We start from the raw sequence: 13,050 nt of genomic DNA, 5'->3' as shown, positions 1-13,050 counted from the left end.
ACTTTACGTGCCATGCATTTACTGATCGGTTAACGATTGCGCCCGGCCGTCCATGACGTGTGGCGCAGTGAGATCAAACGTGACTAGGTACCTGGCTTTCCAGGGAAGTCCCCAGCGAGTCGGAGGTCCAACGGGAAGGACGTACCACCGGAATCTAATTCCGCCTGTTCCCCAGCTCCCAACCGATAATGTCCAAGGCGCGCAGGGGCGTGAGCTTCGGCCCCGGAGCAATAGCAGCGATTTCTTCCCAGTAGGGGAGCTGAGTCGCTAGATCTTCTTGGAGTGCATTCAGCCACGAGTATCGGTAGTCGGCACGGCTTCTGCCGTCCTCGTACGGCACCGGCGCACCCTCACATTCGCTATAGCAATAGCCAATGTTGTCGTCGAACAGCGGGAGTAGCTCCGGACGCTTGCGGTGGAGAACTTTAGACAGCGTGGTGAGCCGGACGTACTTTGCCGGGGTGGATTCGAGCACTCCGAAGAGCCGGACGATTGCCTTCAGCGTTTCACGCCGGCAGTTGCCAGATCACCCGTTAAGGCTGGATCCTTCAGCCGCTCGTTCATCGGCGCCATGAGGCTCTCAAGCCCGTAGTAGACGGGAATCGGATTGTTGGAGACATTGAGGAGAGCAACAGCCAGCAGGTCCTGCGGCTCGACCGAATCGCCGGGAGAGCCCGGATATCCGTCATAGGCCGGGTAAGCCGAAGTTCTGGGCCTCTCCATGAGGTATGCGCGTGCCCACGCCTTTGCCTCGTCAATGTCTACCTTTGCCCCGCCAACTTTCAGTGTTGTCATGCTTCAAATCGTAAGCCGGCGCTGGCCCACCCCAGGGGCTAAGGGAAGCGTGTCACGTACAAACGAGGTACCGTCACCGCCTTGGAGCGGCTGCCCCGCTAAGCTTCCCTGTAGATATCACAGGTCTTGCACTAGGGGGAACACGCGTGGATGCGTTCGGAATTCGTGATCAGCTGATCGCTGGCTACCGCTCTTTCACGGAGGGCTTCGTCGACATCCAGGATCAGCGGATCAAGAATGCCGTCGTCGAGCTCGGTGACAAGGGTCGGCAGTGGCCTGACCCGTGGTTATCGCTGAATCCGTCGTTCAGCTCCGGTGGGCGGATTGACGAGCTCGTCCGGCGCGGACTCTTGCACCCCGAGTGCGACGCTATCTTCAGGCCTAAGAAAGATCTCCAGGATCGTGGGTCGGCGCCAATCACTCTGCACAGGCATCAGCGTGAAGCCATTGAAATCGCGGCCAAGAAAGATTCGTACGTCCTGACAACGGGCACAGGCTCGGGCAAATCGCTCGCGTACATAGTCCCGATCGTTGACCGTGTCCTTCGCGAGGGCACTGGCAAGGGCATCAAAGCGATCATCGTGTATCCCATGAACGCTTTGGCCAACAGCCAGATGGAGGAACTGTCCAAGTTCCTCGACAACGGATTTGATGGCAAGCCACCGGTCACATTTGCGCGCTATACCGGCCAGGAACGCGGCGAGGCCCGGGAAAACATCCTGAAGAATCCGCCGGACATCCTGCTGACCAACTATGTGATGCTCGAGTATGTCCTGACACGCCCGGAAGAGCGCCAATCGCTCATCCGCGCTGCTTCCGGCCTGCAGTTCCTCGTTTTGGACGAGCTCCACACCTACCGCGGCCGCCAGGGCGCAGACGTCGCCATGCTCGTCCGCCGTTTGCGGGATGCGTGCAACGCCCAGCAAACCCTGCAGTGCATCGGAACGTCTGCCACCATGTCCAGCGGTGGGACCATGGCGCAGCAACAGCGGGACGTTGCCGAGGTCGCCTCAAGGATTTTCGGGACGCTCATCTCGCCCGAGCATGTTGTTACGGAAACTTTGGTCCAGGCGACCACCAACCAGCACCGCTCACCCGGGGACCTGAAGGCCGCCGTCCGCGAACGCGGCGACGCCGAGTACAGCAGCCCCACTCTCGCAGGTGGCTACACGCTCATGGCGTCGGACCCCTTGGCGTCCTGGATTGAAGACACATTCGGCTTGACCACCGAAGCGGAATCCGGCACGATCATTCGCCGGCAGCCCCAGACGGTAACCAACGCTGCCCAGGAACTAGCAACGCTGACAGGTGAATCAGAAGCCAGCTGCGCCACGGCCATCCGCGCCACTCTTCTGGCCGGCTCGAAAGCGAAGCACACGGAGACTAACCGGCCGTTGTTCGCCTTCCGTCTCCACCAGTTCATCTCCAAAGCCGGTTCCCTGTATGCCACCGCGGAGTCGGAGGATACGAGGCTCCTCGAGACCGACTTCCAGCTGACCGCGGGCGAGGCAGAGAAACGCCTCTACCCTCTGGCCTTCTGTCGCGAGTGCGGTCAGGAATACCTCATGGCACGCTTGACGGAGACCGGGGGCGAGGCTCGCTTCATCGCCCGTCACGAGCTGAAAATGCAGGAAAGCGGCGGTCCGGACAACGGCCAGGACGGCTACCTTTACATCTCGACCGAACAGGAATGGCCGGAACATGCCATCGAAGCTGGCCGCATGCCGGGGTCATGGCTCACCAATGCTGCCTCAGGGAACCCCATCATCGAGTCGAAGCGCAAACGCATTCCGCTGCGTTACCGGGTCCAGCCCGGCGGCGAAGCTGCACACGACAACGACTACACCAAGGACCTGGGCCAGCTCGCCGCCTGGGTTCCGGGAAGCCTCGGTTTCTGTCTCAACTGCCAGGTCACCTACGAATCTGCCCGAAGCGGTGAATTCTCCAAAGTCGTCACTCTCGATCAGGAGGGCCGCAGCAGTGCCATGACGGTGATTGCCACCCGGATGGTGCAGTTACTGAAGTCCGACGCCGGCAGCGACCTCAGCCCCCGCGCAAAGAAACTCCTGACCTTCGTCGACAACCGCCAGGACGCGTCCTTGCAGGCCGGCCACCTCAATGACTTTGTCCAGGTCGCCCAGCTTCGCTCTGCCCTGTACCGCGCCGTCGCCTCGGCCGGCGACGAGGGGGTTGAGGCCATGGAACTTGGCGACGCCATCATCAAAACGCTCAGCCTGGCATGGTCGGATTACGCGCGCACCGAGGACCCCCTGGACCCGAAGCCCACCAAGCGTGCGCTAAATGAGGTGGTCACCTACCGCGCGTTGAGGGACCTGCAGCGGGGGTGGCGGATTACCCTCCCCAACCTCGAACAGACCGGCCTCCTGGTGGTCGACTATCCACTGGCCAGGAACCTCGCGGACCAGGAACGTCGCTGGGAGAGCGCGCATTACATCCTGCGTGACGCCGACCCCGGCAAACGTGAAGAAATCATCCGGGTTCTGCTGGACGAGTTCCGCCGTGTGCTGGCCATCGATGCTGAAGAGCTCACAGGAGAGTGGCTGGACCGGGTCAAGAACCGCAGCCGGGAGTTCCTGACAGGAATCTGGGCGTTGCCTGAGCAGGAGTCTGCTGCCAGCGTGGGGCTCGTAACCACAGAGCCGAAGAAGACGGCGTTCCGTACCACCCTGCCCGTGACGTCCTATGGAACATTTGGTCGCTGGCTCGCCAAGACGGCGTCGCCCGGCAACAAGCTCAAGCGCGCCGAAGTGGACGAAGTCATCGCGTCGCTCTTCGAGATTCTGCTCGAAACCGGCTTCATTGCCGAGGTCGTCGAAGGCAAAGTCTCCGGCTACCGTCTCAAGCTGTCAAGCATGGTTTTGAAGAAGGGTGACGGCGAATACGGCGCTCCGGATCTGCTACGCCGCACTTACCATGCGGACCAGAAGCCGCGTGTCATCCAGTTCTTCAAGGACCTGTATCTCGAAACCGGCCAGGAACTGGCAGGCCTCAAAGCGGCGGAGCACACTGCCCAGGTCCGAGCCGAAGACCGCGAAGCCAGAGAGCAGGCATTCCGCGAAGCTGACCTTCCGCTGTTGTTCTGTTCCCCCACGATGGAGCTGGGCGTGGACATCGCAGACCTCAACGCCGTTGCGATGCGCAACGTCCCCCCGACCCCGGCGAACTATGCGCAGCGCAGCGGGCGCGCAGGACGGTCCGGCCAGCCCGCGCTGGTCCTGACTTACTGCGCCACGGGCAGCCCGCACGACTCCTACTACTTCCAACGCTCAAACCTGATGGTTTCCGGGCAGGTCCAGCCTCCCCGCCTGGACTTCGCCAACGAGGACCTGATCCGGTCCCATGTCCACGCCATCTGGCTGGCCGAGGCGTTGGCCGCCACCAGCTCAGGGCTGGGAAAGTCCATGAGCGGCCTGCTCAAACTCGAAGACAAGAGCTACCCGCTGCAGCCGGAAATCAGCTCGGTCCTTGCAGACCAGCAGGCGGCGGATCGGGCCAAGACATCGGCCAGAGCCCTCATGCGCAGTATCGAGGCCGAGCTGGAGGACACGCCGTGGTGGACCGAATCGTGGTCCGACACCGTCATCGACAACGCCCTGGCCGGCTTCGACCAGGCCTGCGAGCGATGGCGCCAGCTGTACCGGAGCGCCATCACCGAGCAGGACGCCGCGCACCGTGCGAGTCAGGACCATTCCACCGACTCGAAGCAACGGGAGGCAGCGACCAACCGGCACCGGGAGGCCGGACAGCGACTCGAAATCCTCCTCAATGACAGCGACTCCAAAGGCCAGTCAGACTTCTACACCCTTCGCTATCTGGCATCGGAAGGCTTCCTTCCCGGATACTCCTTCCCACGACTGCCGCTGGCAGCCTTCATCCCCGGCATACGCAGGGGCAAGGACAACAACAGCACCTGGCTGCAGCGCTCGCGGTTCCTTGCCATCAGCGAGTTCGGCCCGGACTCTTTGATTTATCACGAAGGTGCCCGCTACCAGGTCAAGCGAGTCAGCCTTCCTCGAGATTCCGACGGCGGCGGAGTGGGCGACGTCGTACTGGGCGAGTCCCGCGTCTGCGAGGCCTGCGGGTACCTGCACGAGCGCAAGGCGGGTCTGGACATCTGCGAATCCTGCCGAGAGCCGCTCGCCGGGAGCTGGTCCAACCTCATGCAGCTCCAGTCCGTCATCACCCGCCGCCGCGAGCGGATCAGCGCCGACGAAGAAGAGCGCAACCGGCAGGGCTTCGAGCTGGTGACCAACTACCGCTTTGCCCCGCACGGCAAAAAGCCGGGCCGGTCCGACGCCCAGATACTTAGCGGGCAAGCAGTCCTGGGCGAGGTCGTCTATGGCGACGGCGCCACAGTCCGGGTAACCAACCTGGGCCGGCGGAATCGTGCAAATCCGGACCGCCACGGCTTCTGGCTGGACCTCATCACCGGCGAGTGGCTCTCGGAGAAGAAAGCCACCGCGGACACAGGGGATGCTCCGGAAGCTACGGACACTGACGACATGAGCGTGGAACAGTCCAAAAAGAAGCAGATGGTCACGCCTTTCGTTGAGGACCGTCGAAATATCGCCATTGTTCGCTGGATGGGAACCCTGACCCCTGCCGAGGCCACCACCATGCAGTTCGCCACGGAGCGAGGTATCGAGGCCGTCTTCCAGCTTGAAGATTCAGAGCTCTCTAGCGAACTGCTTGCAGATAACGATGACCGCGGGCGGTTGCTGTTCATCGAGGCCGCGGAGGGCGGGGCGGGTGTTCTGCGCCGCCTTCAGAGCGAGCCGGATGCCATGGCCCGGGTCGCCGCCAAGGCGTTGGAGATCCTGCATGTTGACTCTGCAACGGGGCAAGAGACCCAGAACACCTGTGTCCGGGGTTGCTACCGGTGCCTGCTGTCCTATGGGAATCAGCGTAATCACGAAATCATCGACAGGCGCCTGGTCATCGCCAGGCTGCTGCAGCTGGCCGGGTCCCTCACGGTGGCGGCGGCAGCAGCGCCGCAAGCACCCAGACATGCCATGCCGCCCGGGACTGTGGTGAGCACGCGGGCCCAGGGCCTCTTGGACTACCTGCTGGCCAACGGCCGCACCCTCCCTGACGAAATCGGTCCAATTGTCGAGGGCAACCTGGTGGATTTCATCTACACGTCTACAGTGTCGGTGGGTACTGCTGTGATTGTGGAGGACGAGTCGAGGCAGCCCGTCAACGAGCTGGAACTGATCTACGGTAACTGGAACGTCATCAGGTGCGGCAAAGACGCTGATGTTGAAGCTTTCGTCAATGAACACGTGAATATATTTGGAGTGGTGGAGTGACTAGTACGACGGCGGAGCACAGTTTTGCGGTTGGCTCGCTGGTGGCGGCCCGCGGCAGGGAATGGGTGGTTTTGCCGGAAAGCAAACCAGATTTCCTTGTACTGCAGCCGCTCGGCGGCACCTCTGATGACATCGCAGGTGTGATCCCTGCTATAGAGGAGGTGACCTCGGCGTCGTTTGGCCTGCCACTGGCCACGGACCTGGGCGATGACCGGAGCGCCCGGTTGCTGCGCGATGCCTTGCGTATCGGTTTCCGCTCCAGCGGCGGCCCGTTTCGGTCCCTGGCCGGGCTGAACGTCAGCCCGCGCCCCTACCAGTTGGTTCCGCTGCTGTTGGCTTTGCGCCAGGACGTCGTGCGCCTTTTGGTGGCGGACGACGTCGGCATCGGTAAGACCGTGGAGGCCGGACTGATCGCCTCCGAGCTGCTGGCCCAGGGGGACGCCAGCGGTCTGGCTGTTCTGTGCCCGCCCAGCCTGGCCCAACAGTGGCGGCAAGAACTGTCCCAAAAATTCGGCATCGAAGCGGAGCTGGTTCTGCCCGGCACCGTCAAGCGACTCCAAGGGGAAGCCGGCTACGACAAATCCATTTTCGAGTATTTCAAACACACAATTGTGTCCACCGACTTCATCAAGTCAGAGTCCAAACGGCACGACTTCATGCGGACCGCTCCGGACCTCGTGATCGTGGACGAGGCCCACGGCGTTACAGCCGATGACTCTGGCAAGGGCGGCGTCGGCCGCACCCAGCGCTACGAATTGGTTCGAGGCCTGGCGGACGACCCGAAGCGTCACCTTGTACTCGTCACGGCAACGCCGCACAGCGGAAACGATGGCGCCTTCCGCAACCTGATCGGGCTGCTGGATAGCAGCCTCAAGACTGTCGACCTCTCTACTGAGGCGGGGCGCCGCAAGCTCGCGGACCACATGGTCCAGCGCCGCCGCGTGGACATCCGGAGCTACCTGAAGTCGGACACCAAGTTCCCCAGCGACCGGGAGACCATCGAGGTTTCCTACAAATTGTCGTCAGAGCACCGCTCGTTCTTCGACGCTGTCCTGAACTACGTCCGCGGCCAGGTGCAGGACACCTCCGGCACCAAGCGGGACCAACGGATCCGCTGGTGGTCCGCCCTTTCGCTGCTGCGCGCCATGGCATCATCGCCCGCGTCAGCCGCTGCGACGCTGAACACCCGGGCCGTGGCCGAGGATTCGGTGTCCGACGCCGCCGCGGAGAAGCGCGGCATGGCCGTGGTCATGGATCAGGTGGAGGACGACGGCGGTGAAGGCATCGACGTCGTGCCCGGCTCCAGGCCGGACGCCCTGGACGAAACGTCCTGGGAGAAGCGTCAGCTCAATGCGTTCCTGAAAACAGCACGGGAGCTGCAGGCCAATCCCGGTCAGGATGCCAAACTCCAGCTCCTGGCCAAACGCATCCGGGCACTCATCGCCGAGGGCTTCCAGCCCATTGTTTTCTGCCGCTTCATCCCCACGGCGCACTATGTCGCCGACTACTTGCGGGAAGAAGGCAAAAAGAAGTTCGACGTCGAAGTCGTCACGGGTGAGCTGCCCTCCGAGGAACGCGCCGCCCGCATCGCCGCCCAAGCCGAACGCGCCGGCGACATGCCGAAGGTCCTGGTGGCCACTGACTGCCTCTCCGAGGGCGTGAACCTGCAGGACGGTTTCCAGGCGGTAGTCCACTACGACCTCGCCTGGAACCCTACCCGCCACGAACAGCGCGAGGGACGTGTGGACCGCTTCGGACAGCTCTCCGACACCGTACGCGCCCTCACCATCTACGGTGACGACAACGGCATTGACGGCATCGTGCTGGATGTCCTGCTGCGCAAGCACGAGAGCATCCGCCGGGACCTGGGCATCAGCGTGCCCGTCCCGCCGCGCAGTGACCAGATCCTGTCCGCGCTGCTGGAAGGCATCATGATGCGCGGCAAGAACGGGGACCAGCTGGAACTTTTCAGCCTCACCCCGGAAGCCGAGCAACTGGACACCGAATGGCGCAGCAGCGCAGAACAGGAGAAGCTCAGCCGCTCCCGCTTCGCCCAGAACGCCATCCGCCCTGAAGAAGTGCAAAAGGTGGTGGACTCGGCCCGGCATAGCCTGGGCGACCCCGGCGACGTCGCGGCCTTTGTCAAGGCCGCTCTTGAAGAAACGGGCGCCCACGTTGACGCCACGCCGGATGGGCTCGTTGCTGAGCTGACCGCGGCCGTTCCGGGCATCCGGAACGCTTTGGGCTCGGATTCGAAGATCCGCTTTGTCAACGACTACCCGGTCCCGCACAACGCTTCGGTGCTGGTCCGGACGGACCCTGTGGTCGCTGCGGCGGCCAACTACGTCCTGAACTCCGCCCTCGACGGGCACCTCACCGGCAAGGCAAGGCCGGCCCGCCGCTGCGGCTTCATCAGGACCAACGCGGTGGACAAACTCACGGTGGCACTGCTGGTCCGCTTCCGGACCAAACTGGTACTCCCCGCCCGCCTTGGAGACAAGACGGACATGGCGGAAGAGGCCCGGGTACTCGCCTTCACCGGCAGCCCGCAGAACCCTGCGTGGCTCACGGACGACGCGGTGGAAACGCTCCTGACCGCCACACCGGACGCGAACGCTGGTGAAGTCACCAACATGATGGCCGCCATCCTGGGTTCCCTGGACCAGCTCAAGGACCAGCTGGACCAGAAAGCCCGCGACGTCGCTGACCAGATCCGCGATGCCCACCGTGAAGTCAGGATCGCCGCCCGTGGCGACCGCGCTGGCCAGCTCGGTATCCGCGGCCTCACGGTTGAACCGAATCTCCCCGCAGACATCCTGGGCGTCTATGTCTACAGCCCGGTCGGAGGCACCAAATGAGCACGGCATTCCAAGCCATCACCGTCGTCGGGGGAGTCGTTCCCCCGTCCCTGCTGGGCCGCATTCAGGCCGGCGAAGCCAACGACGCCAAGAGCCTGGCGCCGGCCAGCTTCCACCTCGCCGGCACCGAGACACTGCGCGACGCCGCCTCCCGGACCTGGATGTACCTCCAGGGCGCCTGGAGCGCGTGGCGCGAATCCGACGCCGCCAAACGTCCGGACGGGCAAGGCGCCGGCACGGGTGACGCCCGGCAGAAATGGTTGCTGCTGCTCCTGCGCGAGCTGGGCTACGGACAGGTCCCCGCCACGCCCGGCGGACTCATGACCGGTGGCGAGGCCTACCCCATCTCGCACCGCTGGGAATCGGTGCCCATCCATCTGCTCGGCCCCGGCGTGGACCTGGACAAGCGAACCCCCAAGGTTGAAGGCGCCGCCCGGCGGGCACCCCAGGCCATGGTGCAGGAGTTCCTGAACCGCGAAGATAACTACCTTTGGGCCATTCTCAGCAACGGCCTCAAACTCCGCCTTCTCCGCGACTCCACCGCCCTGGCCGGCGCCGCCTACATCGAATTCGATCTCGAGATCATCTTCGACTCGGATCTCTACTCGGAGTTCCAGCTGTTCTGGCAGCTCTGCCACCAGTCCCGGCTGGACAAACGCGGTGGCACCGAGGCGCCGCCGTCGGACTGCTGGCTCGAAGTCTGGCGGAGCGAATCCGTCGAAGCAGGTGCCCGTGCCCTGGACAAGCTGGGATCCGGCGTCGAGAAGGCGCTCGGGTTCCTGGGGTCGGGCTTCCTGCGCCACCCGGATAACCGCTGGCTCGTGGGCGCCCTGCACTCGGGGGACCTCAGCCACCGTGACTTCCACAAGGCCCTGCTGCGCACCGCCTACCGGCTGCTGTTCCTGTTCGTGGTGGAGGACCGCGGCGCCCTCCTGGACCCGGCCGTGGCGTCCGAAGCACGCCACCGCTATGAGACGTATTTCTCCACCCAACGGCTGCGGAAGATGGCCCGCACCCGCGACGGCGGCCCGCACCCCGATCTGTGGCGCACCCAGAAGCTCGTACTCGGTGCCCTGGGCGGCGACGGCCTCACTGCCGTGGGGCTGCCGGCGTTGGGCGGGCTTTTCGATCCGGACCCCCGCGCCGCCCGACTGGACGGGCAGCCGCACTCTGACCTGTTGCTGGGTGCCGAGCTGGCCAACCAGGATTTCCTGAAGGCCATCCGCGGCCTGGGCTGGGTGGCCGGCAAGACCGGCCGGTTACAGCCAGTTGACTACTGCCACCTGGGCGCCGAAGAGCTGGGCTCCGTCTACGAATCCCTCCTGGAACTGGTGCCGCGCGTCGACACCGAGACACGGTCCTTTGAACTTGCGCATCTGGCCGGGAACGAACGCAAGACTACCGGCTCCTACTACACCCCGCCCAGCCTGGTCTCCGCCCTGCTGGACACCGCCCTGGACCCGCTGCTGGACCAAGCCGTCAACGGCGCCTCAGCACCGGACGACGCCGAAGGCCGCCTGCTGGCGCTGACCGTCTGCGACCCCGCCTCAGGCTCCGGCGGCTTCCTCGTGGCCGCCGCCCGCCGGATCGCCCGTCGCCTGGCCGAGGTGCGTGCAGCCGAGAACGAGCCCACGCCCGCCGAGGTGCAAAGTGCATTACACGATGTCGTGGAACGCTGCATCTACGGCGTGGATATGAACGATCTCGCCGCCGAACTGGCCAAAGTCTCCTTATGGTTGGAAGCCATGCAGCCCGGCAAACCGCTCGGCTTCCTGGACGCCCGGATCAAAATCGGCAACAGCCTGCTGGGGACCACACCGGCGCTGCTCGCCGGCGGCGTCCCGGACGGGGCCTTCACAGTCTTGGAGGGCGACGATAAAAAATTCGCCGCGGAGGCGAAGAAGCGCAACAAGGCGGAGAACACCCGCAAGGCGGACAGGCTCTTCGGCTCCCTTGGCCAGGACGCGTTCAGCTTCGGCGGTACGCAGTCAGCGGTGACGCAGCTGATCAACCAACGTCGCGAACTCGTCAAACCCGTGGACAGCGCCGAGGAAGCCAGGAGCCGGGCTAAGGCCTACGACGCGTTCGACCACTCCGCGGCTATGGAACAGAAGCGCCTCCACGCTGATTCCTGGTGCGCCGCCTTCGTCTGGCCGCTCAAAGCCGGCGAGGCCGAACCGCCGACGTCCTCACTCGTCCGGCAACTCGGCGACTCCGGCACCGCTGCAGGGTACGGCCCGACAGTGGCCAAGGTACGGGAACTCGCCGACGTATACCGCTTCTTCCACTGGCATCTGGAGTTCCCCGAGGTCTTCGGCGACCCGGACTCCGGTGAAGACGTCGGCGCTGAGGGATGGCCGGGCGGCTTCTCCTGCATGCTGGGCAACCCGCCGTGGGAGCGCGTCAAGCTGCAGGAACAGGAGTTCTTCGCGGCCCGGAATGAGGACATCGCCAAGGCGCCGAATGCGGCGGCCCGGACACGCCTCATCAAGAGGCTCGTCGACGAGGACCCGATTCTCCATGAGGAATTCCTGGCCGCCAAACGCAACGCCGAGGGCCAAAGCGCCAGCCTCCGCACGTCAGGCCGGTATCCGCTCAACGGACGCGGCGATGTCAACACGTACGCCGTCTTCGCCGAGTTGTTCCGCAGCCTGACCGGACCGCACGGGCGATCCGGCGTTATTGTTCCCACCGGCATTGCCACGGACGCCACCACCCAGTTCTTCTTCAAGGATCTTGTGGAGACGAGCACCATTGCGGCGCTGTACGATTTTGAGAACCGCGCGCCCCTGTTCGAAGATGTGGATTCGCGTTTCAAGTTCTGTCTGCTCACCATGGCGGGGCGGCTGGCCAAAGAAGAAACAGCGTCCTTCGCGTTCTTCTTGCACGACCCGGCCGACATCGCCACGACAGAATTCGCCCTTTCACCGGACGAAATCAAGCTCATCAACCCAAACACCGGGACACTGCCCATCTTCCGCACCCGCCGCGACGCGGAAATCACGCTGGGCATCTACCGCCGCGTCCCTGTGCTCATCAACGAGAACGACCCCATCAACGGAAATCCGTGGGGCGTCTCGTTCATGCGTATGTTCGATATGGCCAACGACTCGAACTTGTTCCACACGCGCGAGCAACTGGAAAGCGACGACTGGACCCTCAAAGGAAACGTCTTTGTGCGGGGGCTCAACACCAAACCCGCGAAAATGCTGCCGTTGTATGAGGCCAAGATGATTCACCAGTTCGACCACCGCTGGGCTACCTACAGAAGTACGGAAGTTCGTGACTTTTCGGAAGCTGAGAAGATTGATGCAACGACCCTTGCCGTCCCGAAATATTGGCTAGAGGCCTCCGAAGTCAACGACAAGCTGCAGGGAAAATGGGACCGAAAGTGGCTCATGGGTTGGAGAGACATCGCCAGAGCGACCGATGTACGGACGGTTATTTCGGCAGTTTTTCCCATTTCAGCTGCACCTGACGGTAACCTCCTGATGCTTCCAAGCGGTGGCGCCCCAGTTGCGCAGTTGCTATCTTCTGCACTTTCGTCCTTTGTGGTTGACTTTGTTGCCCGTCAAAAGGTCGGCGGAACTCATGTCAAGTACTTCACGATGAGACAGCTTCCGATACTTCCTGAGGGCTTGGCGGATCCGACGCCTTGGGACGCATCAATGACCACTTCTGATTGGCTATCTCTAAGGTCAACGGAGCTTCAATTCACAGCGGTAGACGTGGACGATTTCGCCCTTGACCTCGGTATAGAAGGTCCGCCCTTCGTTTGGAAAGCCGAACGTCGTGAGGTGCTGAGAACTGAAATTGATGCTGCCTATTTCATACTCTTTGGGCGATCCAGGGACGATGTGGACTACATCATGGATACATTTCCAATTGTTCGCCGCAAAGATGAAGCTACCCATGGTGAGTACCGAACAAAGCGCCTGATCCTCGAGGCCTACGACGCCATGCAGGAGGCCATGACCACCGGGGTCCCCTTCCAATCGACTCTCAACCCGCCGCCCGGCCGAGGCCCTCGACACCCAGCTAAGGAACTCTCAGCATGAGCATGGAAA

The 13,050-nt window shown here is 63.2% G+C and carries 5 protein-coding genes; 3 read left to right on the top strand and 2 right to left on the bottom strand.

From position 1 onward, the window contains the following. Positions 1–154 precede the first annotated feature (154 nt). Both J7I79_RS24860 and J7I79_RS00315 read right to left on the bottom strand, forming a co-directional pair. A complete protein-coding gene (locus J7I79_RS24860) occupies positions 155–475 on the bottom strand; it encodes a DUF6308 family protein (protein WP_396020135.1) in 321 nt (106 codons plus the stop codon). Positions 476–498: 23 nt separating this feature from the next. Beyond that, on the bottom strand, positions 499–795 hold the full coding sequence (locus tag J7I79_RS00315; protein WP_214948849.1) for a DUF6308 family protein: 297 nt from the start codon (positions 793–795) through the stop codon (positions 499–501). 146 nt (positions 796–941) lie between these two features. Here J7I79_RS00315 and J7I79_RS00310 point away from each other — a divergent pair, with 146 nt between their 5' ends. The 3 genes from J7I79_RS00310 to J7I79_RS00300 are packed head-to-tail and all read left to right on the top strand — an operon-like array spanning position 942 to position 13,041. Then, positions 942–6,125, top strand: coding sequence for a DEAD/DEAH box helicase (locus tag J7I79_RS00310; RefSeq protein ID WP_214948847.1), 5,184 nt, complete (start codon positions 942–944; stop codon positions 6,123–6,125). Next, positions 6,122–8,983, top strand: coding sequence for a helicase-related protein (locus J7I79_RS00305; RefSeq protein ID WP_214948839.1), 2,862 nt, complete (start codon positions 6,122–6,124; stop codon positions 8,981–8,983). The genes J7I79_RS00310 and J7I79_RS00305 overlap by 4 nt, the downstream gene beginning before the upstream one ends. Then, the gene (locus tag J7I79_RS00300) at positions 8,980–13,041 is read left to right on the top strand and encodes a DNA methyltransferase (RefSeq protein WP_214948837.1); all 4,062 of its coding nucleotides are present in this window, start codon (positions 8,980–8,982) and stop codon (positions 13,039–13,041) included. The genes J7I79_RS00305 and J7I79_RS00300 overlap by 4 nt, the downstream gene beginning before the upstream one ends. Positions 13,042–13,050: the final 9 nt, after the last annotated feature.

Source organism: Arthrobacter sp. ISL-69 (assembly GCF_018613775.1).
GTDB lineage: Bacteria > Actinomycetota > Actinomycetes > Actinomycetales > Micrococcaceae > Arthrobacter.
This window is presented reverse-complemented; position numbering and strand designations above follow the sequence as displayed.